23 protein-coding genes, 2 pseudogenes and 1 riboswitch are annotated in these 23,217 nt (G+C 38.1%); of the genes and pseudogenes, 19 read left to right on the top strand and 6 right to left on the bottom strand.

Annotated features, from left to right (window positions below; all coding sequences use genetic code 11):
- Positions 1-26: 26 nt before the first annotated feature.
- From QNH48_RS17680 to QNH48_RS17650, 7 genes and pseudogenes are all read left to right on the top strand, one after another.
- On the top strand, positions 27-593 hold the full coding sequence (locus QNH48_RS17680) for a TRAP transporter small permease (protein ID WP_283951358.1): 567 nt from the start codon (positions 27-29) through the stop codon (positions 591-593).
- 30 nt (positions 594-623) lie between these two features.
- On the top strand, positions 624-1,943 hold the full coding sequence (locus QNH48_RS17675) for a TRAP transporter large permease (RefSeq protein ID WP_283951357.1): 1,320 nt from the start codon (positions 624-626) through the stop codon (positions 1,941-1,943).
- A 148-nt stretch (positions 1,944-2,091) separates the two neighbouring features.
- On the top strand, positions 2,092-2,904 hold the full coding sequence (locus QNH48_RS17670) for an MFS transporter (protein WP_283951356.1): 813 nt from the start codon (positions 2,092-2,094) through the stop codon (positions 2,902-2,904).
- 35 nt (positions 2,905-2,939) lie between these two features.
- Positions 2,940-3,353: pseudogene (locus QNH48_RS17665) on the top strand (MFS transporter); the annotation flags it as partial.
- A 128-nt stretch (positions 3,354-3,481) separates the two neighbouring features.
- Entirely contained in the window at positions 3,482-4,324 is an 843-nt protein-coding gene (locus QNH48_RS17660; protein WP_283951355.1) for a 3-hydroxyacyl-CoA dehydrogenase family protein, read from the top strand.
- 25 nt (positions 4,325-4,349) lie between these two features.
- Entirely contained in the window at positions 4,350-5,534 is a 1,185-nt protein-coding gene (locus tag QNH48_RS17655) for a thiolase family protein (RefSeq protein ID WP_283951354.1), read from the top strand.
- 36 nt (positions 5,535-5,570) lie between these two features.
- Complete coding sequence (locus QNH48_RS17650) at positions 5,571-6,584, top strand: zinc-binding dehydrogenase (protein ID WP_283951353.1); 1,014 nt, start codon at positions 5,571-5,573, stop codon at positions 6,582-6,584.
- Positions 6,585-6,816: 232 nt separating this feature from the next.
- Here the strand turns inward: QNH48_RS17650 and QNH48_RS17645 are convergent, their stop codons facing one another.
- Together QNH48_RS17645 and QNH48_RS17640 are read right to left on the bottom strand one after the other, a co-directional pair.
- The gene (locus QNH48_RS17645; RefSeq protein ID WP_283951352.1) at positions 6,817-7,131 is read right to left on the bottom strand and encodes a DMT family transporter; all 315 of its coding nucleotides are present in this window, start codon (positions 7,129-7,131) and stop codon (positions 6,817-6,819) included.
- Positions 7,131-7,472, bottom strand: coding sequence for a DMT family transporter (locus QNH48_RS17640; protein ID WP_283951351.1), 342 nt, complete (start codon positions 7,470-7,472; stop codon positions 7,131-7,133). The genes QNH48_RS17645 and QNH48_RS17640 overlap by 1 nt, the downstream gene beginning before the upstream one ends.
- A gap of 66 nt (positions 7,473-7,538) precedes the next feature.
- Positions 7,539-7,636: riboswitch (guanidine-I (ykkC/yxkD leader) on the bottom strand.
- Positions 7,637-7,711: 75 nt separating this feature from the next.
- Between QNH48_RS17640 and QNH48_RS17635 the strand changes: the two are divergent.
- Positions 7,712-8,035: pseudogene (locus QNH48_RS17635) on the top strand (SDR family NAD(P)-dependent oxidoreductase); the annotation flags it as partial.
- A gap of 132 nt (positions 8,036-8,167) precedes the next feature.
- Here QNH48_RS17635 and QNH48_RS17630 read toward each other — a convergent pair.
- Positions 8,168-9,136: a DMT family transporter gene (locus QNH48_RS17630; protein ID WP_283951350.1), complete on the bottom strand. Its 969-nt coding sequence runs from the start codon at positions 9,134-9,136 to the stop codon at positions 8,168-8,170.
- 145 nt (positions 9,137-9,281) lie between these two features.
- Between QNH48_RS17630 and QNH48_RS17625 the strand changes: the two genes are divergently transcribed.
- The 3 genes from QNH48_RS17625 to QNH48_RS17615 all read left to right on the top strand — a co-directional run bounded on the left by QNH48_RS17625 (position 9,282) and on the right by QNH48_RS17615 (position 13,014).
- Positions 9,282-10,133: a LysR family transcriptional regulator gene (locus QNH48_RS17625; protein WP_283951349.1), complete on the top strand. Its 852-nt coding sequence runs from the start codon at positions 9,282-9,284 to the stop codon at positions 10,131-10,133.
- Between the two features lie 418 nt (positions 10,134-10,551).
- Positions 10,552-11,694, top strand: coding sequence for a phosphoribosylglycinamide formyltransferase 2 (gene purT, locus QNH48_RS17620; protein WP_481858504.1), 1,143 nt, complete (start codon positions 10,552-10,554; stop codon positions 11,692-11,694).
- Positions 11,695-11,742: 48 nt separating this feature from the next.
- Positions 11,743-13,014 (top strand): L-lactate MFS transporter, encoded by a 1,272-nt coding sequence (locus tag QNH48_RS17615; protein ID WP_283951347.1) that lies wholly within the window; start codon positions 11,743-11,745, stop codon positions 13,012-13,014.
- Between the two features lie 81 nt (positions 13,015-13,095).
- Here QNH48_RS17615 and QNH48_RS17610 read toward each other — a convergent pair whose 3' ends face one another.
- Positions 13,096-13,542 (bottom strand): DUF192 domain-containing protein, encoded by a 447-nt coding sequence (locus QNH48_RS17610; RefSeq protein ID WP_283951346.1) that lies wholly within the window; start codon positions 13,540-13,542, stop codon positions 13,096-13,098.
- 232 nt (positions 13,543-13,774) lie between these two features.
- Between QNH48_RS17610 and QNH48_RS17605 the strand changes: the two genes are divergently transcribed.
- From QNH48_RS17605 to QNH48_RS17595, 3 genes are all read left to right on the top strand, one after another.
- Positions 13,775-14,077, top strand: a complete 303-nt coding sequence (locus tag QNH48_RS17605) for an MTH1187 family thiamine-binding protein (RefSeq protein WP_283951345.1) — start codon at positions 13,775-13,777, stop codon at positions 14,075-14,077.
- A gap of 116 nt (positions 14,078-14,193) precedes the next feature.
- Positions 14,194-14,901, top strand: coding sequence for a DNA alkylation repair protein (locus QNH48_RS17600; protein ID WP_283951344.1), 708 nt, complete (start codon positions 14,194-14,196; stop codon positions 14,899-14,901).
- A 170-nt stretch (positions 14,902-15,071) separates the two neighbouring features.
- Positions 15,072-15,992, top strand: coding sequence for a WD40/YVTN/BNR-like repeat-containing protein (locus tag QNH48_RS17595; protein WP_283951343.1), 921 nt, complete (start codon positions 15,072-15,074; stop codon positions 15,990-15,992).
- 168 nt (positions 15,993-16,160) lie between these two features.
- Here the strand turns inward: QNH48_RS17595 and QNH48_RS17590 are convergent, their stop codons facing one another.
- The gene (locus QNH48_RS17590; protein ID WP_283951342.1) at positions 16,161-16,985 is read right to left on the bottom strand and encodes an MBL fold metallo-hydrolase; all 825 of its coding nucleotides are present in this window, start codon (positions 16,983-16,985) and stop codon (positions 16,161-16,163) included.
- A gap of 227 nt (positions 16,986-17,212) precedes the next feature.
- Between QNH48_RS17590 and QNH48_RS17585 the strand changes: the two genes are divergently transcribed.
- From QNH48_RS17585 to QNH48_RS17565, 5 genes are all read left to right on the top strand, one after another.
- Positions 17,213-18,118, top strand: a complete 906-nt coding sequence (locus QNH48_RS17585) for a glycoside hydrolase domain-containing protein (protein WP_283951341.1) — start codon at positions 17,213-17,215, stop codon at positions 18,116-18,118.
- A gap of 158 nt (positions 18,119-18,276) precedes the next feature.
- On the top strand, positions 18,277-18,840 hold the full coding sequence (locus QNH48_RS17580) for a class I SAM-dependent methyltransferase (RefSeq protein ID WP_283951340.1): 564 nt from the start codon (positions 18,277-18,279) through the stop codon (positions 18,838-18,840).
- A 75-nt stretch (positions 18,841-18,915) separates the two neighbouring features.
- Positions 18,916-19,428, top strand: a complete 513-nt coding sequence (locus QNH48_RS17575; protein WP_283951339.1) for a CBO0543 family protein — start codon at positions 18,916-18,918, stop codon at positions 19,426-19,428.
- 154 nt (positions 19,429-19,582) lie between these two features.
- Positions 19,583-19,726, top strand: coding sequence for a hypothetical protein (locus QNH48_RS17570; protein WP_283951338.1), 144 nt, complete (start codon positions 19,583-19,585; stop codon positions 19,724-19,726).
- Positions 19,723-20,238 carry an RraA family protein gene (locus QNH48_RS17565; RefSeq protein ID WP_283951337.1) on the top strand — a complete coding sequence of 172 codons (516 nt, stop codon included), beginning with the start codon at positions 19,723-19,725 and terminating at the stop codon, positions 20,236-20,238. The genes QNH48_RS17570 and QNH48_RS17565 overlap by 4 nt, the downstream gene beginning before the upstream one ends.
- A 135-nt stretch (positions 20,239-20,373) precedes the next feature.
- Here QNH48_RS17565 and QNH48_RS17560 read toward each other — a convergent pair whose 3' ends face one another.
- Positions 20,374-22,875 (bottom strand): NEW3 domain-containing protein, encoded by a 2,502-nt coding sequence (locus QNH48_RS17560; RefSeq protein ID WP_283951336.1) that lies wholly within the window; start codon positions 22,873-22,875, stop codon positions 20,374-20,376.
- Positions 22,876-23,217: the final 342 nt, after the last annotated feature.

The raw sequence follows: 23,217 nt of genomic DNA, 5'->3' as shown, positions 1-23,217 counted from the left end.
TCTTGAACGGCAAGGAGTGAGCGACAATGGAAACACAATCACCAGCAATGGGTAATCGATTAAGACAAATAGATAAAGTCCTATCTTTTTTAGAGAATGTTTTATTAGTAATTGCCTTAGTATATTTAGTGCTCGTTTTTCTTAGTGTTCTATATGGGGTTATCAGTAGGGAATTTTTTCAAACTTCCGCATTGTGGACAAATGATTTTTCGGGCTATGTGATGCTATATTGTGTTTTTTTATCCGCTCCGTGGGTGCTTCGAAAAAATGCCCATGTTCATGTTGATATCTTTACTTCAAATTTAATAGGCAGAGCAAAAAGAATCAATACAATAATCATAGCTGCTGTCTCAATTATATCTATGATTATTTTATTTTGGTTTAGTTTACAAAGTACGATCGACTATTTACTAAGAGGAACTGTCATGCTTGCAAATGTACCATGGCCTAAATTTGCGTTGGTTGCCCCCATTCCGGTTGGATTTCTGTTCCTTATACTTAGGTATTTATTCATATTGATTATTCAATTTACGAAGGAGGCGGACAGTTACTTTGCTGCACATAGTGATGAAGAACTTCCAATTGATGGTTAAAGTGAATTTTCGCCAAGGAGGGGATTTAAAGTGGAATGGTATTATGTAATTCTTTTATTCTTTTTTCTATTGCTACTCTTTATTTTCAGTGGCTTCCCTGTCGCTTTTGCGTTTTTTAGCGTTAATATAATTGTGACAACGATTTTTGTAGGATTTAATTCAGGAATAAACACGTTGGTAGGTAGTACGTTTGATGCGCTCTCTAAGTTTTCCCTAACACCGGTACCGTTATTTGTTTTGATGGGTGAGTTATTATTTCATTCTGGTATAGTTATGACACTATTAGATGCCTTTTCGAAATTAATAGGGAAAGTTCCTGGACGTTTAAGTATTCTGGCAATTGGAACAGGAACGATTCTCTCAACGATGAGTGGTTCAGCAGTATCAGATTCAGCGATGTTAGGGTCAACATTAGCTCCGGAGATGAGAAGACGTGGCTATCATCTAGCAATGATCGTTGGCCCCATTGTCGCTGCGGGGACATTAGGGCCTATCATTCCGCCAAGTACATTGGGGGTCTTATTAGGAAGTACGGCAAGAGTTCCTGTAGGTGATTTATTAATCGCCGGCGTTGTCCCCGGTATAGTTATTGCCGTAATCTTAGTGATATATTATATAACGATCAGTTGTATAAACCCAGCATTGGCACCAAATTACGATTATGGTAAATCTGATTGGAAAGAAAAATCTAATGCATTGTTCGTTTATATTATTCCAATGTCATCGCTTATTTTTATGGTTCTCGGTTTGATTATGTTTGGACTAGTTACACCAACTGAATCAGCGGCGACTGGAGTGTTAGGATCGATAATTTTAATGTTCGTTTATCGCCGCTTTTCTTTTAAAGTTCTTATCAAATCGTTATTGGGAACGGTTAGAGTTACAAGTATGATCTTACTAATCATTGCTGGTTCAGCAGGGTTTAGTCAATTACTATCCTATACTGGTGCGACAAGAGAACTAGTAGACATCGCCATGACGGTGGACACGGCACCAATTGTGATCATTATATTAATGCTCATAATTGTCCTCATATTGGGAATGTTTATCGAACCGATTTCGATTATGATGATTACAATTCCACTATATATTCCTGTCGTTACAGCATTAGAGTTCGATTTGATTTGGTTCTGTACTTTAATGCTAATTTGTTTAGGATTAGGGAATGTTACACCCCCATTTGGTCTCTTGCTCTTCGTAATGAAGGGGGTTCTACCTGGAGATGTGAAGACAACTGATATTTATAAAGCAGTAATTTCTATTGTCGTTATCGAAGTTATTGCGGTTATATGTATCATGATATTCCCAGAAATTGCGACATGGTTGCCGTCCCTCAGTAAAAGTGGGTAAAAAAGTAAACTCTATTAATAAAACTTTTAAATAAAAATGGGCACTCTAATCTTCCCTATGAAAATATGGGGATGGGAAGATTAGAATGCAGTTTCTATTTTATCACAAATGAAAAATAAAAATATATTTTCATATTGGAGGGGAGAATATGTCCCAGATTGCAGCAAACGGAGAAAAGGAAAAAATAACTGGCTATCAATGGAAAGTGTTTTTCCTTGTTTGGGCAGGTTATATCTTTGATTCAATGGAAATCATGCTATTTTCGATGGCACTGATTGATATAGCTGGTGAGTTTGGTTTATCTCTTTCTAGTGCAGGTTTGTTAATGACTCTGGCATTATTGGGATATGCAGTTGGTGGAATGTTCTGGGCGCCACTTACTGATAGAAAAGGCAGGACATGGGTATTAATGTGGACAGTAGGACTATATTCATTATTTACGGGTCTTACTGCCTTATCATGGAGTGTATTATCACTTGCATTCTTCAGATTTTTAACTGGTTTTGCTGCAGGTGGAGAATGGGCTGCTGGTGCAGCTTTTCTAACAGAAACATGGCCAGCCCGTCTTCGTGGCAGAATTATCGCACTCATGCAAGCTGGATGGCCAATAGGTGCTATTGTTGCAAGTTTAGTATATAAAGCTATCGCACCCGAATATGGTTGGAGAATGGCGTTCCTTGCTGGTGTCATTCCGGCAGTTATCGTTCTAATTGTTCGTAGAACATTAAAAGAAAGTGATCACTATGTGCAAACGAAAGAAAGAATCGGTAAATCTACAGATAAATTTTACGAGTTAAAGTTACTTGTATCAAAGGAGCATAGAAGATCATTCTTCTTATTAATGATTACAGCAAGTATCGGGTTGCTAGGTTATTACACAATTATGACCTGGATTCCAGGTTATTTGCAAAAACCCAAGGCTTTACTGTATTTAAAACAGCAGACTGGTTTATTGCTATAAACGTTGCATCTGCGATTTGATACTTCTTATTTGGTTTTATTGCCGATAAAATTGGTAGAAGACCTACGTTTACAATCTTCTTCATATTAGCGGCTATTGCAGCACCAACCTTTGCGTTTTCAGACTTTCAAGAAGGAAATCTATTATTAATAGGTATTTTATTAGGGTTTTCAATGGGATATTTCTCAGGATTCCTAGCATATGGTAGTGAATTGTTTTCAACACATATTCGCGCAAGTGGGCTTGGAATAGCCTACACAGGTTTTGCGCGTATTGTAGCAACAGTAGGACCATTTATCGTAGGTATTGCAGCGGACTCCTTTGGAATTGGACCAGCTATAGGAGTAATGGGTGGATTGTTTATCCCTGCGATTATTGTTTTATGGTGGTTAGGTGGAGAAACAAAAGGTAAGACACTTGAAGAACTTGACAGAGGTATAGGTGCTTAAGTAAGACAGGAATATGAGCGGTACATCGTCTGCTCATATTCAATTTAATAAATAATGAAATATATCAATTTGTAACTTTTATAAAGTTATTAACAGAAATTCATCAAATAAAATAAGGGAGATAGGGTATGAAAAAGCTTACAGTAATTGGTGCGGGTGTTATGGGGAGAGGAATAGCCTATTCAGCCGCAACCAGTGGATTTGAAGTACAATTATATGATATTAAGCAGGAAGCATTAAATAAGGCAAAAGAGAGTATTTTTAGTTTAATTGATTCAAGTAGAGAGAAAGGTTTCTTAAGTGAAAACAAAGCTCAGCAAGGAAGAGAAAACCTTTCTTTTACAACGAGCTTTGAGAAAGCTGTCGTGAATGCAGAGTTCGTAATCGAGGCGGCCCTTGAAATCATGGATGTCAAAATAGATATCTTTAAACGATTAGATGAACTATGTCCGGAAGAAACCATTCTTGCAACCAACACCTCTACCATGAGCCCTACTAAGCTAGCCGCTCAAACTTCTCGTCCTGAGAAATGCATTGCGATGCACTTCTTCAATCCCGTCCAGAAAATGAAATTAGTTGAAATAATACGAGGATTGGAGACTTCAGATGAAACTGTTGCAAAAACAAAAGAGATCGCTGAAACTCTTGGAAAAGAAACCGTAGAGGTAAATGAGTTCCCGGGATTTGTAACAAGTAGAATGAATTGTCTAATTGGAAATGAAGCAATGAACATGTTGTTGGAGGGTGTAGCTTCTGCTGCAGACATCGACAAAGCCATTAAATTAGGTCTGAATCATCCCATGGGGCCACTTGAATTAGCAGATTTAGTTGGGTTAGATACCAGGTTACGAAACATGGAATATTTATATAAGACTTTAGGTGAAAAATATCGTCCATGTCCGCTTTTAATAAAATATGTAGCAGCTGGAAGACTTGGAAAAAAATCAGGTAAAGGATTCTATGAATATTGATATCTTACATAGGAGGTGGCATTAAATGCAGGCAGAAATTGTTATTGTTAGTGCAGTCCGCACGGCAATCGGAAAGTTTGGCGGGAGTCTGAAAAATATTAGTTCAGGTCATTTAGGTGCAATCGTTATAGAAGAGGCCGTAAAGAGGGCTCAAATTGCGACAGAACTGGTGGATGAGGTTATTTTAGGTGAAGTTCGGCAGTCAACAGAATCCTCAAATGTAGCTAGAGTTGCAGCGCTTCGAGCAGGACTACCCGTTTCCGTTCCTGCTTTTACCATTAATAGATTATGTGCTTCTGGTATGCAAGCTATAGGATCAGCTGTTCAGCAGATTCTATTTAATCAAGCGGAAATTGTAGTTGCGGGCGGGACAGAAAATATGAGCAGAGCTCCTATTTACCTGCGAAATTCGAGGTTTGGCGAAGGAAATCCCTATCTAGTTGATTCGAATCTTGAAAATGGTCAACAACCCATGGAAATTTATGGAGTAAATCTAGGTATGGGAATGACAGCCGAAAATGTTGCTGAAAAATATGGAATAAGTAGACTTGAACAAGATCATTTTGCATTCGAAAGCCAAAAAAGAGCAGCAACGGCTGTTGAAAATGGGTTGTTTGAAGAAGAAGTTATTCCAATTGAAATTAAAGAGAAACGAAATCGTTTTACCTTTGGGAAGGATGAGTTCCCAAGGCCGGATACAACTCTAGAAACACTTACAAAGCTGCGTCCAGCCTTTAAAGAAGATGGTACTGTTACTGCTGGTAATGCATGTGGGAGAAATGACGGGGCTGCAGCCTTAGTAATCATGTCTGCCAAAAAAGCAAATATATTAGGGTTAAAGCCACTTGCAAGAATTGTAGATTGGACGACGGCAGGAGTATCACCAGAAATCATGGGAATTGGTCCTGTTTCAGCCATTGAGAAATTATTAAAACGGACAAATAAAAGGTTATCTGAAATTGGTCTTATTGAACTAAATGAAGCATTCGCTGCACAAGCACTTGCCGTTATCAAAGAAGCAAAGCTTAATCCTGAAAAGGTAAATGTAAATGGTGGAGCCATTGCCCTTGGTCATCCATTGGGGGCAACGGGGGCTAGAATCATTACTACCCTGTTATACGAAATGAAAAGAAGAAATGAAAATTTAGGGATTGCTACATTATGTGTTGGTGGCGGTCAAGGCATGGCCACAATGATTGAGTTGCTATAATTACGTACCTATTAATTTATTTAGTTACAAGGGGGAATGATGATGAAAGCAATTGTATTAAGAGAAATAGGAGGTCCGGAAAAGGTTCATTATGAAGAAATTCCTGATCCCATTCTTGAAGAGGGAGAAGTCCTCATTCGCTTACATGCAGCGGCACTGAATCGGCGGGATGTTTATGTAACTCAAGGATTATACCATGGTCTTCGATTACCTGCAGTAATGGGTGGAGATGGTGCAGGGGAAGTAGTTAGAGTCGGTAAGAAAGTTACGAATGTAGCAATTGGGGATGAAGTTATGATCTACCCTGGTTTGAACTGGGGAAACCATCTTAGAGTAAATGGACCAAATTTCTCCATCCTTGGTGTTCCAAAAGATGGAACGTTCGCACAATTCGTTACCGTTCCTTCAGAAAACGTGTTTCATAAACCCGCCTACCTTACTTGGGAGGAGGCAGCGTCCATTCCACTTGGTGGAGTAACAGCTTATCGAGCAATCGTTACAAGAGGGAAGCTTCAAGAAGGAGAAACCATTATTATTCCTGGTATAGGTGGCGGAGTTGCAACTCTATTATTGCAAATAGCAGTAGCAATAGGTGCCAAGGTTTTTGTTACATCAAGTAAAGAGGGAAAAATACAAAAGGCATTGGAGCTAGGTGCCGCGGGGGGAGTAAACTATCGTTCAGATACCTGGGTGAAGGAGCTTCGAGAGATGTCAGGGGGGGCGGACCTTTCCGTTGACAGCATAGGGGGTGAACAATTCAATTCGCTAGTTTCGCTCGCAAAGCCAGGGAGTCGAATTGTTACTTTTGGGGCTACCAAAGGTCAGGTTCCAAACCTACTTTTGCCAAGGATATTTTTAAAACAAATTGATATATTAGGAACATCGTCAGGCAGTCCTGAAGAATGCAAACAAATGATAGACTTTTTTAAGGAACATGAAATTCACCCGGTTCTTGACCAATCATTTCCACTAGAACAGACAAAGGAAGCACTTATTATGTTGGATAAAGGAGAGAATTTTGGGAAAATCACAATAAAGATCCCACAATAATGAAGCAAGGAAGGAGGAAAATCAGTACGGGTAAAAGGAAAAGATGTGTTAATAAACACCGAGAGATTTCTAGTGCTTCTTTAGGGATAGAGATTAATTTATCATTTTTATGAATAAATATATTGAAATAAATAACACCTCCTTCCATTCAAACATAGAAGGAGGTATTTTCATCAATTATGGAATATATGTTTTTTATACCAAGTGAAATATTTTATAATCTTTACTAGCATCAGCCAACGAGTTTTAGCCCAATGGTAGCACCTAATATTAACGCAATGCATGCAATTCTTCTCCAATCTTTTGATTCGCCAAAAATCATAATACCTAATAGTGCTCCACCAGCTGAGCCAATTCCTGTCCATATTGCATAAGCAGTCCCCATGGGTAGAGTTTTCATTGCGTAGGCAAGAAAAAGAAAACTAGCTCCAAATCCGAGAATTAATAGTAATAAAGATTGCCAATTACGACTGTTATTCAATTTATTTATTGTAACAACACCAAATGCCTCACATAGCCCTGCTAAGATTAATGATATCCACGCCATTAGGACTCAGCTCCTTCTTCAGAATCATCTTTTGTTAAAACCTTCAATCCAAGAACACCAACTAGTAAAAGTAAAATCAACATCAATTTTTCCACCTCGATGGATTCACTGAAGAATATGATTTCAGATATGACGGTTCCTGCTGTACCCAATCCTACAAAGACGGCATAAACCGTACCGACGGGAAGTTTTCGTCCAGCCATTATGATTAAATAGAAACTCACCATAATCGAGATTGCAGTCCCTGTCCATGTCCAAAAGTCATTTGCATGTTTTAAACCTATCACCCAAAACACTTCAAAAAATGCCCCAATAAACACTTTCATCCAATTCGCATTCATTACCTATTACCTCCATTAATAATTTTTTTAAAACAAAAAAAGCCTGAGAGATCACTGTTAAACAGTATCTCCCAGGCTTTTATCCTTCCGTGACACAGCATGGCTGTGAGTTTTCTCTCGGACCAGACCAACACAGTGGCTGCGGAACCCTAGAAAACATTTACGTATACAATTACCATAAATTATATACATATTTAAAATTTATTCAATAGGAAAATATGTAAAAATGACTGGAGAACGAGCGAGCCCCCGATGTGAAAGTACTTGTAAACAAGGCAGGCATTCAGCAGCGCTACCATGTTCTTAAAACGAACGCGAAGGAAGATTGGAGCTATTACTGTCAAGAAATAGCCTCCAACATCGAGGCGCAATTTCACCTTGCCTTGCTATTTGCGCCGTACTTTGCCAATAAGGACTATGCCGCTATCCTTAATGTATCATCCGTTTAGCCTTTACCCCAATGGCGATTACGCTGATTTATTCCGCTACGAAAGCGGCGGTCCATTCTTTTACGATGAGCTTACGGCTTTCAGCTTGAGGTGATTGAAGTTGCTCCCTCGGCAGAAGTAATTGAAGTGGTTGCTTATGTAAGTGAAAAATTATCAACCTATTTAAGGAAACCATTACAAGAATGTAATCATTATATTTTCTTGCTGACTTTTTATCATCATGATAAAAAGTCAGCTGAATTTCCATTAGGATACACGTTCCTGTAAATATGTTTGAACATGATGATTGGATTCTTTCCTGTGTAACTTCTGTACAAAAATATTATTAGCCAAAAGTGAAACGATGATAAATACCGTCCCAAGGACATCGAACATGGTGACAAGATTCCCTTGGAAGATTGAAATTAAAAGTGTTGTAACGGGAACAACGTTAATAAACAACAGTCCATTTAATGGCGATAGTATACTCACACCAACATTCCAACCAAGTAACGCAATTACGCCAGGGAATATTATCATAAATAATAAATGCGGGCTTACTGCTTTGATGTTACTTTCTGATGGAAGTGATATGAATCCAAGCAGCGTTGCTCCTGCTACAAGAACTATGGCCGTAATGGTTCCAAGTAAACAGCTTAATGTTGAATACCGTAAAACGGACCACCCGCTAAATTCACTGCCACCCATCGTGTAAATAACCCATCCAATAACGGCCATTAATATGAGTATGATAGGTATAAAATGATTCGTGGCACCAAGAAATGCTTGAATATTACCTTTTGTTATCACTAACATGGCACCAATAAATGACACGAGAACACAAATTAATGTGAAGAAATGAGGGCGCTTTTTAAAAGTCAGCCATACAATCACAATTGAAATCATAGGCATAAGTGACTCCATTATGGAGGCCACCATCACTCCTGATTCACCTAATAAATCTTCTCCCCAGAAGATGAATAGATTATAAACTGTAAATGCCATTGTACCGAAAAACCACAACTTAAGACCTTTTTCTTCAAATCGAAAAGCCTTCATTCCTTCCTTCCATAGTAGTATAGGTAGTAAGATAAGTGTTACAGCTCCATAGCGAATGATTGTAAAATAAAAGGGATCCATATATTTGAAAGCTGCATGTGCTACAGGAAACATTGCTCCCCATGAGGCTGCAGCAATAAAACATAAAATCGCACCTAATAGTACATTGTTTTTCAATTTTTTTTCTCCTCTCTTCCACCAAATTAACTGAATTTATCATCTATCTTTTTGGTAATCTTGTAAAATGAATGTTTATAATGATTTCCATCATTTTTTTTGATATCATAAAATGAATATGATACGGGTAAAGGGATGAAAAATAGTGGAAATTAAAGACTTAGAGATTTTTCAGATGGTGGCCGAAAAGGGAACAATCACAGAAGTTGCAAAAGAGTTTAGATATGTCCAATCCAATATTACGTCGAGAATTCAAAAACTCGAAACCGAATTGAATACCCCTTTGTTTAACCGACATCGTCGTGGTATGAGTTTGACACCTGAAGGAAAAAAACTATTAACTTATAGTAAACAAATATTATTGTTAACAGATGAAATGAAAAAAGCCGTTCAAAGTAAAGAGGAGCCGCATGGAAAATTAGAGATTGGAACCATTGAAACAGTCTTTCATTTACCCGAAATATTATCTAAGTACATTAAGAAATATAAGAATGTTGATTTATCACTATATACTGGTGTCACCGAAACATTAGAGGAAGATGTATTAAACCATAAGTTGGACGGAGCGTTTGTGACGGAATCAGAATTTCATCCCGATCTTGTATCGCATGAAGTGTTTCAAGAGGAGCTTGTCTTAATCTCCGATATTCGCGGCTCCACATTAGAAGAGTTGAATGGGCAGTCTATTTTATGTTTTGGAGAAGGTTGTGGATACCGAGCACGTCTTAAAGCGTGGTATAAAGACCAAAATATAACACCTCAAAAAATAATGGAATTCGGTACATTAGAAACTATCTTGCGTAGTGTTGCGATGGGACTTGGAATTACATTTGTTCCAAAGTCAACGGTCATCCATATGGAACAAAGTGGACTCATCCAATGTCATTCACTTCCGGATCAATACAGTAAAATTAAAACAGTTTTTATAAGAAGAGCCGACACGTACTTAACTTCAACTATTGAAAAATTCATCGAAACATTCGAAACGAATAACTGAAAAAATAGGAGTGTCTAATAACTCCTTAAAATCTCCATATAGATAAAATGGTATAATTTAACAACTATTAAGGTGACAGACATCATCCAGAAAAATGGATGGTGCCTGTCACCTTTTATGCTTAATGGAGGAATAAGAGATTCGTCCCATTAAAGAGGTTTCTCCAGGTGTTTAATAAGATTTGGACCATTAATTTTAAATTTCAATAAAGTTGCACGAGTTCAGCGAATCTGTCAACGAACAACCATTACGATATCGCTTTCATTAATAAATACGAATGATTAGTTGGGTTTTAATTATTATCGTTCGTGTTTTGGTGAAAATTTCTACTTGTCATTGTTAATAATATAGGATATTATAATCAAAAGACAAACGATAGGGGTTGTGTTAGGTGTTTGGTACCCAGACGAAAAAGGTAATGTTACTTGGATCAGGTGAACTTGGAAAAGAGACAATCATTGAGGCTCAGCGTCTTGGGCTGGAGACGATTGCGGTTGACCGTTATGAAAATGCTCCGGCGATGCAGGTGGCCCATCGTTCTTATGTTGTGGACATGCTTGATGGAGAAGCACTTCGTAGAGTGATAGAAAAAGAGAAACCAGATTTGGTGGTTCCCGAAATCGAGGCGATTGCTACCGAAACATTGGTGGACCTTGAAAACGAAGGTTTCCGTATCGTACCGACCGCTAAAGCTGTGAACCTGACCATGGATAGGGAAGGAATTCGCCGATTGGCAAGCGAAGAACTAGGGATTCCAACAGCGAAGTACGCTTTTGCGGACACACTTTACGAACTACGGAATGCTGTACTGAAAATCGGCACACCTTGCGTCATCAAACCCATCATGAGTTCTTCTGGAAAAGGGCAAACGGTTTGCCGTTCAATAGAGGATATAGAATGTTCATGGAATGAGGCTATGGCAGGTGGAAGAGGTAAAAAATCCCGAATGATCGTGGAGGAATTTATCCATTTTGATTCTGAAGTCACTCTTTTAACCGTCCGCTCCGCTTCCGGAACAACTTTTTGTGCTCCTATTGGGCATTTGCAAAAAGATGGTGACTATATTGAATCCTGGCAGCCGCACGATATGTCGGAGGAACAAATTTTAGAGGCGCAGAATATTGCCAAAAAAATCACCGATGCACTTGGTGGATACGGAGTTTTTGGAGTGGAATTATTCCTTTCTTCACATGGTGTCTATTTTAGTGAAGTGTCACCACGACCACATGATACGGGGATGGTTACCATGGTTACCCAAGATTTATCCGAATTTGCCTTACATGTAAGGGCCATTTTAGGCTATCCGATTCCGGATGTTCAGCTATTGAAACCAGGTGCAAGTCATACGATTAAGGCTACAAAAGAAAGTATGACCTACCAAATATCTGGTGTAGCTGAAAGTTTATTCGTCCCTCAAACACAGGTTAGAGTATTTGGAAAACCAGAAACAAAAGTGGGACGACGAATGGCGGTAGTGTTAAGTAACGGGGAATCTGTAAATGAGGCTAGAGAACGAGCGGAATTAGCAGCTTCTAAAATGATGGTAACGTATGAGGATTAACTCTTTGGAATCAACAAGACCATATTATGTGGAAAGAGGGATGGATGTATGCATACAAAAAATCGTTGGTTAATCGCTTTGTCAGCGGTTGGAATACATATTTCGATTGGATCAGTTTACGCTTGGAGTGTTTTCACAAAACCACTTCAACAAGAAATGGGCTGGGGATTAAAGCAAATTTCCTTTACGTTTAGCTTGGCCATTCTATTCTTAGGGTTATCAGCAGCCTTCTTAGGGCATTTTGTAGAGAAGTTTGGTCCGAGAGCAGCTGGAACACTAAGTGCTTTGTTTTTTGGAGTTGGAGTTGCAGGGGCAGGTTTTGCCATTCAAGTAGAATCATTGCTATTACTCTATTTATTTTATGGAATGATCGCTGGAATTGGGTTGGGAGTTGGATATATTACACCGGTTTCTACACTGGTAAAGTGGTTCCCTGACAGAAGAGGACTTGCTACTGGACTAGCGATTATGGGATTTGGATTTGCTTCCTTAATCAGCAGTCCGATTATGAATTATTTAATCGTGAATTATGGAATTTCGAATACCTTTTATCTATTAGGAGCGGCCTACTTCATTATCATATTTTGTTCTGCTCAATATCTTGCTCCGCCGAAAGCGGGCTGGGTACCGAAGGGTACCGAGGCAGCAGGCCATAAATCAGGCGGTATGAAAATAAAACAGGATTTGCGTCAGTTAACTGCCAATGAAGCAGTCAGAACAAGACAGTTTTGGGCTTTGTGGTTGATGTTATTTATCAATGTTACCTGTGGAATTGCGATTCTTTCTGTTGCATCGCCGATGGCGCAAGAGTTAGTAGGAATGTCAGCAACTGGGGCAGCAACAATGGTTGGAATCATGGGGTTATTTAACGGAGGTGGAAGGATTGTCTGGGCTACCATCTCTGATTACATCGGAAGACCAAATGTCTACACACTATTCTTTGCTTTTCAAATTGTTGCTTTTTTTATGCTTCCAAATATAACAGTAGCTATTCTATTTTCTATAATCGTTTATATGATCATGACTTGTTATGGAGGAGGCTTTTCTTCCATACCTGCCTATATCGGTGATTTGTTTGGAACGAAGCAGCTTGGGGCTATTCATGGATATATTTTGACTGCATGGGCAGCAGCCGGTCTAGCAGGACCCATTTTTGTATCATGGGTCAGGGAAACAACCGGAAGCTATCAAGGGACATTAGTCATTTTTTCAGGAATCTTTATTGTCGCTCTAACCGTTTCAATCCTCATCCGTCTTGATATCAAGAAAATAAGGACAATGAGCGAAAATCAAATGATGAAAAATGCGGGGAATTTTTAGAAAGTGAACTTACTTAAGTCTTTTTGCAAAAAAGCTGCCAATTAGGCAGCTTTTTCTGTTCATCTCACATCTAAGATGCTTTTAGATGAAATGATTATTATCAAACTTTACAAAATCACCTTCTTTGATTTGATTATTTTCAAACCATCCAAGATTCACTTCGAGAGCATAATGATAATAAATTTCTGGATCATAGGTAGGACATATATCCTCTTTACATGGCACCATATCTAGTATTTTTAGAATTTTCCCATCTGCATCAAGAAATGCAATTGATAAAGGAATTAAGGTATTTTTCATCCAGAAACCGCCATATGTTTCACCTGAAAACACAAATAGCATCCCCTCGTTTTCGGGTAACTTTTCTACAAACATTAAGCCCTTGTCTCTTATTTTTGGAGTATCTGCAACTTGAACGGTGATGTTGATTGTCCTTTCTCCACTGTAAACTTTTATCATTTTCGTTAGAAGACTTGTTTCTTTTTTTGGACGAAATAGAAAACCAAATAATTTAATTCTATTTTTCAACTTATTCACTCACCTTGTCCTTTACCTTTCATATAAAAAGGAAGAATGTTGGAGAAAAAACTCCTTTTCACTTCCACTACCTATGATATGGTTTAAATATTAACTTTGATAAGTAAAAAAAGTGTAAGTACGTCCTAATCTCCTTCTGACATAATCGATCCTTATATTAGATTTTTTTTACCCTAATTTCATGATATCCTAATGAAGTATAAGAATAGCAGGAGGTAGTAAAATGGCGATAGTCGATATTACAGTTATTCCAGTTGGGACAGGCACACCTAGTGTTAGTGAGTATGTAGCTGAAATTCAAAAAGTGCTTCAACAGTATGAAGGAAGTGTGAAGTATCAGTTAACTCCAATGAGTACGCTTATTGAAGGTGATTTAAAATTATTGCTTGAGATTGTTCAAGAACTGCATGAAGTACCGTTTCAGAAAGGTTTGCAAAGAGTATGTACGAATGTTCGAATTGATGATCGGCGCGACAAAGAAAATACAATGGAGCGTAAGTTACAATCGGTTCAGGCAAAATTATAGCGTGACGAAGTGTTTATATAAATAATGATGCAATACATAATAATATTATGTAAACTTGACATTTTTTTATATTTTACATCATTAAATAGATGATGAAAAGGAGGGAGTGCAACACAATGGATTTTGAAACGGTAATGCAGGAACTGGAAGCTCTCAGCAATGAAAGATTGAAAAAGATGTACATAGGAAATGGTGCACAGGAACCGCTTTTTGGTGTAGCTACAGGTAAAATGAAGCCGATTGCAAAAAAAATTAAGATAAATCAGCCATTGGCCGAGCAGCTTTACGCCACTAGGAACTACGATGCCATGTATTTTGCCGGCATCATTGCGGACCCAATGGCAATGACGGAGGCTGATTTTGATCGTTGGATGGATGGAGCGTATTTTTATATGCTGTCAGATTATGTAGTCGCAGTCACTTTGGCAGAAGCTGATATTGCACAAGTTATTGCCGATAAATGGATCGCAAGCGGTGAAGAACTTAGAATGTCGGCAGGCTGGAGCTGTTACTGCTGGCTTTTGGGTAATCGCCCGGATAGTGAATTTAGCTCAAGCAAGCTTGCCGGTATGCTTGACCAGGTGGAAAAAACGATTCACGATTCTCCTGATCGAACGAAATCTGCTATGAATAATTTTATTTACACAGTCGCAATTTCCTTTCTGCCACTACATGAAAAGGCAATTGAAACCGCAAAGTCAATTGGCCCAGTTGAGATGAAGAGGGGTAAGAAAAAACCCAGCATCCTGCTAGCTTCAGAAAATATTCAAAAGGAATTAGATAGAGGGAAGCTTGGTTTCAAACGAAAATATGTAAGGTGTTAGCATAGTTAGTAGAGTAAATATAATAATATTATGTTAACTTGAATAATAAAAACCAACCAGAGCCAGGAACTATCCTAATTAAGGATGTTCCTGGTTTTTTAATGGATTATTTTGTCAAGTCTAGTAGAATTGTAAGAGAAAGTAGCATGATTGTAAGGAGTCTTTCAAAAGTGAAAAATATTATTATCGTTACAATTTTTATAATGATTTGTATAACCGTTGCTACATTCTTTTTCGAAATGCACCCAGAATTAACTACGCCAGGAATGAATCAACCAATTGAAGAGCATGAAGCGAAAGAATCAGAACCGCTTCAAACAAGCCCATTACTGCCAATTTATGAAGACGACTCAATCGGATACTCGCTACAAAACGATCAATTACAAATCACCTTGAATAAAGGAAGAGATTGGATCTTAGTCCCCGTTGAAAAAGAGAAATTATTTGCAGGAGAATATAATGGGAACGAGCAAGAACTAATTGGAAATAGCTATATCCTTACGAAAAATCGTGCTGCCTTTTTATATTCAGAAGGCAACAGCGTCAAATTGAAATATTCTCTAAACCATGGAGAAACATGGGAAGATAGTGTTGTGACGGCTCAATATCCTCCAATCCGTTTCCGAAAGGTTGAATTTTTAAATGAAAAGTTTGGTTATGTCATCATCTCAGGTGATCGAACGATGTCACAAGAATGGACGACCGTATATATCACGAATGATGGCGGTAAGCATTGGAAAGAGACAACCCATTCAAATGTCACTAGATTAATTTATGATGGAGGCTTTGTTGGCGAAAACACAGGCTTCCTTTCATTCGGAATCCTTAATCCTGTTGAACCAGATCTTTACATCACACAAGATAGTGGGAATTCATGGAGTAAAGCAAATATTACGATTCCAGAAAAGTATCATGAAATCTTTGTGATGGCTGAAGTCCCTTTTAAAGAAGAAGACCATTTGGCCGTTAATATCAATCAAGGGCCTAATGGGGACTATGAAGGTGGGAAAATAAAGGGGAAATTTATTTCAAACGATAACGGAAAAACGTGGGAGTTTTCCTTGGAAGTCCTGCCAAATGAATTCGAATAAGAGGAAAAAAGGGGTCTGACTGTTTTTCCTTATGCCATTTTGGCTCTTATGAATCCTAATGGGCTACTTCTTTTTACAATCGAAATAAAATGTAGAGTAAGCAGACAATCGAATTTTTTACATACGATTGTTTCAGCCGAAACCACATATGGATTTCGGCTTGTATTTTCAATGCTCAATAAACTTTTGTTCTTGAATAATCGAGTTTATTATATGCATAGATTCCCATTCGCCTCTAGAAAGAAAGGTGATGGGATATTTTTTTGGAAAAAGGGTTTTGCTAATTTGATTAGGTGACAATCCATCTTTGTGGAGCATTATAATTTTTCCTTGGAGTTCCAACAAGTAATCTAGCTTTCTCTGTAAAGCAGCACGCCCATCCTTTAAAAAGCCTGCATGGCAGCAAAATACCTCCCCAAAATCATAAGTTAATACTCTCTGTAAGGAGTCAATAATGGTTGGAATGCTTTCTTCACGTAAAATAACCTTTGTCTTTTCCTGGCAATACAAATCCCCAGTGAATAGCTGGCCAGTTTCCCGATTTAAAAAAGCCAAATGATCAATCGCATGACCAGGTGTATCAATTACGTCCCATATGGCATTGCGGGATGAAAAAGTTTTTCCAATTGCCTTTGCATGAAAAGGATGGCGCTTCCCCCAGAAAACCTTTCGATACAATGGATAATCTGGCTTCTGTTTACAATAATCCAGTTTCATATCATTCATATAAATTGGCAGCTGCAATTCTTTTTGTAAATAAGCCGCACAACCTGTATGATCTTCATGAAAATGTGTGATAACCACTTGGTCAATATCTAGTTGTTTGAAAAATGGTTGGAACTCCTTTTCTAATGAAGCTGCACCCGTATCAATGAGAACACCGTCTGCGGCGAAGCTATGAACATTTAATTTTACCCCTTGAAATGCAACCGTACCGTTTCCAGCTTGAACCCCATTTATCATCTGCTGGCTGAAATTCTTCTTAAGCAACATAAAATGAAACCTCCCCATAACCTTCCCTTTGAAAAATTTTAACACAAAATGAATAGTTATTCATTAAAATAAAAGAATTATCAAACTATTTCTATTCAGAGGTACAAAACTCATTTAGCACTCAAGGTTAGGTGTTTTTCGTTCAAAAGGAGGGGGTACAAATCCTCACGCTTCTATACGACTGACAGAATAAATTGACTATGAAGTCAGAAGTATGGAGGAGAAAAATGAAAACAGGTAAATTGATTTGGGTTATTTTGATAAGTGTTATACTGGTTCTCCCAATACTCCTTGTTTCTTTTCATCAAGATATCATGCCAACAACTACAGAACCCATGAAAGAACCAAAAACTGTTACAGAGACCAGTAAAGAAGGAGATGCGCCAGATAAACAACCACAGCCACAACCACAGCAAGAACCAGAACCTGAACCTCAACCACAGCAAGAACCAGAACCTCAACCTGCACCGCCACCACAGGAGCCGCCTCAAATATTATGGGGAGTCGATACCGCTAGTAAGCTAGATCAAGCTTTTTTACAATGTGTTGTGGATAACTATGGGAAGCCTGCTGTCTTTGGAAGATATTTGGAGACCAAAGAAGGGGTATCGACTGGTTTGACACCAGAAGAAGTGGAGCTTCTTCATAAGCAGGGAATTAAAATTATCCCCATTTACAACCACTTTACAAATGCAACAACTTATGAAAATGGCGCTCAAGAAGCTCAAGCGGGGATAGCCTATGCACAACAGATAGGAATCCCGGAGGGGAAAGCGATTTTCGCAGATATTGAACCGACTTACCCAGTTGATGAAGCGTTTATCCAAGGCTGGGTCGACACCTTACTTGGCTCGCCTTATGAGCCTGGTATCTATGGGGTTTTTACCAACGATAGTGAACTTACCACTGCCTATCAGGCAGCTATTGCATCCAATCAGAATGTTCAATCCCAAACGATCATCTGGAGTAGTAACCCGGATCCTGGCGTAACTCCCCAGGCCAAAGCCCCAGAATTCCAGCCAGGCGCACCTGAAAATGTACCAGTCTCGATTTGGCAATATGGAATTGATGGAGAAACCTGTAACATCGATACGAATCTAATACAATCTAATATCATAGATTTTTTATGGTAGTGTATTGTTGTTAAAAGAGAGTCTATTCTTAAGGCTCTCTTTTAATTTATTAAAATTAAAATAGTTTGAATTTTGCGGAGAATCTAGTAGTATAATGATAAAATCTAGTAAAATAGGAAAAGAGTTGCCCCAGGATTAAACTTTTAGGAGGTTTTCGCATGAACACGAAAGACAAATGGAATCTGAAACATATGGATCGATTAACTCAGCTAAAGGAACCTCAACCAAACCCAAGATTAAAGAAGCTAGCCTCTTATTTTAAGGAAGGCGGTACGGCCTTGGATATAGCTTGTGGTCTTGGTGGAAACAGTTTGTTCCTTGCGGGAATGAACAATCAAGTCGAGGCAATTGATATTTCAGATGTTGCAATCAACTATGTCCAAGAACAGGCAGCCAAAGATAATCTCAGTGTGCAACCTCGAGTAACAGATTTAACAAATTTGGATGCATTAAATTGGCCGAATAACCCCTTTGACTTTATTGTTATGTCCTATTACCTAGATCGCTCACTGTTTCCCATTGTAAAGAACGTTTTAAAAGATGGGGGTTATTTCTTTATGGAAACCTACTATCAATCACCGTACATAGAGGAACAAGGGGTCTCCGAGCAATATAAACTAAAGTCAAATGAGTTGTTAGCAGAATTTGGAGATTGGAAGGTTCTTTATTTTGAAGAGAACGAACAAGAAGGTTGGCAATCGATCTTTTGTCAGAAACGCTAAATAATTAATTGTATATAGAAAAGTATGAACTTCAAAAATGGGGGAAATTATAGATAAAAACCTGGAGTGGAAAAAATGCTCTTAATATATGTCGCACTTTTCTTATTTGCAGCAATAAAATGGGGTAATTGGAAAAAATGGCGTGAGTATTATCCAACCATCTTATTTTTTATGGTCGGTGACCTATTAAAGAATTTTTTATTCTATAATTTTTGGTTGTGGACGTATAAAGAAACAATGTTTCTGGAAAATATACTCCGAAATCATACCATTATTAACGTAATCGTTATTTTTATTGGGTACCCATCAACGATATTGCTTTTCTTAGGGCGTTTTCCAAATAGTAGATGGAGACAAGGAATGTGGGTTTCATTTTGGGTATTTCTATATTCCATACTGGAATACATAAATCTTCATTATTTATACTTAATAAGGCATCATAACGGCTGGAGTATGACATGGTCAGTGGTATTTAATATCGTTATGTTTCCAATGCTGATCATACATCATAAAAAAACCACTATTAGCTTGGGGATTATCGGTTATTTGGATTCTATTTTTGTTGAAGATGTTTCCTATCCCCCTTGAAAAAATGAAATAAAGTTATTATTTTATTTCTCTACTACTTAGCAATAAATTGTCCACCTTTAACCAATTAATTATGGAAAAGGTGGACAATTTTTGTCTGTTACAATAGAGGCTGGCATAATAGTAGAATAAGTTTATATAGGAGGTATAAATAGTGGAAATGAATAATCTCCCTCCAGTGCTGATAGATAACATTATTTCTCGTGCGGAGAAACTTAATACATCATTACTAAGTGATGCGATGGGCTGTAAGGGTGGTATGGATTATCGAATCAATCCTGTTGCAGGGCTGGTATGAAAGTAGTCGGGACTGCTACCACATTATCCCTTAAGCCTAGTGATAACGTTTCTTTACACGATGCTATTTACTCCGCAAAGGAAGGGTATGTACTCGTCATAGACGGAAAAGGTGAAACCTCACACGCTTATTTGGGAGAACTATTAACAAGAGCAGCTAAAGCCGTTGGTTTGAAAGAAATTGTGATTGATGGGGCTGTCAGGGATAAGGAAGAGCTAGGCACATTAGGCTTTCCTGTTTTTGCAAAGGGATTTGTTCCGAATGGTCCATTGAAACTTGGCGGCGGAGAAATAAATATAACGATAACCTGTGGAGACCTCACCGTTAACCCAGGAGATTTGGTAGTAGGCGATGCAGACAGTGTCACGATTGTTCCAAGACAACAAATAGAAGAAGTATTTCTTAAGGTTGAAAAAAAGGTAGAATATGAGAAATATAGAATTCTGGAATTTACATTGTATGAAGAAAAAAGAAAGCGTGGAGAAACTCAAGAGCAACTTAAAAGGAAATAAAAATTAATAAATAAAGAAAATGACGTGAAACTGCACACGTCATTTTCTTTATTTAAAGGTTTTTTGAAGGTGAGAGGTCCACCAAATACTTATTGCTCTAATTTAGTTTTAGGAAAGACCTCTAGTTAAATGCTCCTAGTTATTTGAACCGTAGCTGATTAAATTCGTGAAAATTCGATATCCACCTGGAACCTGGGCATTAATTTGACGGTAGAATACGAGGTTAGTGTATAAGAAGGTTCCTTCACCGTATTCCGCCATTAGGATTCCACTGTTGAAAGGTTCCTCGCCAGGGTCTGCCATGGAGACAAATGTTTGATAGTTAGCATCCCAGGCAGTTGGGAAGTACAGAGCTCGTTCTTGTACCCATCCATCCCAGTCAGTATCGTTAATCTTATTTGGTTGGTTAAATAGTTCATGTTCCGGTTGAGTGACTGTAACCTTAGCGTTTTCGTCTGTTACACGGACACGAATGGAAGGTGATCCTATTTCTAATGGATATGGTGGTGTGAATGCACCTCTATTCCATGGATCCCCAGAAGTAACATACTGCATGACTAAATGTCCACCGTTTTCCACATATTCAATTAAACGTGTATTATTCTGCAATACGTCTGGCCTTCCAAGTGTCGACCTGATACCAGCGACAATTGTATCATATTGTGAAAGATTACCAGCTGCTAAATCTTCAGGTGTTATCTTCGTAATATCAAATCCAGCATTTTGTAATGAATCCGCAATCGTATCAAAGCCGCTGTCAATATACCCAACCTTCAGATTGTCTGGCTTTAATAACTCAAATGCCACACCATTTATGTTAGATGAATACATAAAGTAAGAGTCATTAATGTGATCATATTTAATTTCTTGTACGGTAGTATCAAATGTCTTACCATCTGCTTCTGCAATCGCTGCGATGGTGAAATTACCATCATCAACTGTAGAAGGAGGAACTAGCGTGAACGACACTTCTTTTTCTTCAAATCTTTTAGTAAAGTTCACATTTGCCGCTGCTGGTTCACTCGTCCAGCCTTCAGGAAGATTTAAAGAAACCGCAGCGTTTTTAGAGCTATTCGCATAGTTTTTCACTCGAACAGTGACCGGAATTTCATCTTGAACATCCGCAGTGTTAACTGTGATATTCACTGGGTCCGGTGTAACTCCTAATTCAGGGAGTACACTCACTGTATTGTCTAAGTCGATGACAGAAGTTGTTTTTACACCGTTTTCCTTAAATGTTAGTTGTGCCTCGATGACAGCATCTCCATAAGGTTGGTAATATTCTGCATCAGAAGGAACCGTGACATTAAAGGTAACAGTTTTGGATTCACCTGGCTTTAGGTGCTTTACTTGATTTACACCTTCATGTTTCCAATTATTAGGAGTAAGTAAAGCTGCTTCAATATGTTGGATTTTTTCCTTTCCTTCATTTGTAACCTTAACAGCCACTTGAGTTTTTTCACCTTGAGTCAATACATAAGAACTGATTTCCATATCAACAGCAAGGCTGGAAGAAACGAAACTTACCTGTTGCAGCTGTTCTGCTTTTAGTTCGAGCTTGTGGAGCAAGTCGTTTTTAACACTAGCATCCAATTTCGCTGAGTTTGTACTAGCAATTAATTTTTGTACAGCCCCTAAAGCCTTTTGGGATTCAGGTAAAATCGCTTCACGGTCTGGATACAGCTTAATAATACCTTCTAATTGGTTTTGTAATGTATCCAACTGCTCGCTTATGTTCGCAGCAGGAATGATATCTGCCCATGCATGGAAGTCATAAGGAATTCCAGCAAATAAATCATTTGAATCTGTTTGAACGGCTGATTTAATTAATTTTTGATGGGATAGTCTTGGAGCAACGGGAATATCATTTCCCATACCTTGGCTCTTGTGCAGATACCTAGATGCTTCACCAAGCTGTGGGTAACTCATTCCGTAGATAGGATCAAAGTCACCAATTTCAATTGATGTTGTGGCAGTTCCAGCATTAGCCGGTAAATAAAACTTTTTGATTTGCCAAGGCTCTAATCCATTTTCCAATTGTTCAGGGAATACGTTCGGATCAGCAGCATCTTTAAATGCTTTTTCTGATAATACAGCCATCAATCGATGGTGTCCATGTTGGCTGTCAACATTTTCGAAAGAAGGCATCACAATATCTGGCTGATACGTTCTAATAAATTTGATGAGACGTTCGTACGTAACTTCTTCTCCCCACTTTTCAAGGGTTTCATCTGGTGACTTTGAAAAACCAAAATCATAGATCGCATCGGATGTTGTTTCACTTAAATGATAGGCTTTAACACCATTTACCTTGGCTGCTTCAATCATTTCATTGGAGCGAATAATTCCAAGGGCATTTCCTAATTCATTCCCAATGGCATTTTGACCACCTTCACCACGGTTAGCAATTAAACTAGCTGTTTTAACTCCTAATCCACGTGATAAATAGGCAAGTAAATCACTGCGTTCATCGTCGGGATGTGCTCCTGTGTTTAAGAAAGTAACGGTAGTATCTAGAGGTTTAACAACATTCCAAAGCTCAACATCAGCTTCACTTTGTTCTTGTGCAAGACTAATTGGAGGTAGTAGGGAAGCAAGTAATAGAATGGACATTAATAAACAGAAAAGTTTTCTCAATTTTTAGGAAACCCCTTTCATTTTTAACTGAATTAATCTATCCATTTCTCCTTTCCTTTATGTATTTTAGTTAGTTAGTTAGGATTACTAACTAATGAGACAAAAGCATTTACAACTATGATTATATTACCTTTCTGAATATTGTAAATATTACCAAATAACCATCTAATATTTGGAAATAGGTCCATGGGAGGAGTGATAAAGTAATAGGTACCAGTATTCATGCAGGTTTAAGAATATGGGTTTTACACCATTTTTACCTAATTAATCTTAATTATCTAAATTTTTTAAATTGTGTATTGTGAACGTTTCCAAATTAAGGTATAGTGAAGTTAAATTAGT

Source organism: Neobacillus sp. YX16 (assembly GCF_030123505.1).
Lineage (GTDB): Bacteria > Bacillota > Bacilli > Bacillales > Cytobacillaceae > Neobacillus.
This window is presented reverse-complemented; position numbering and strand designations above follow the sequence as displayed.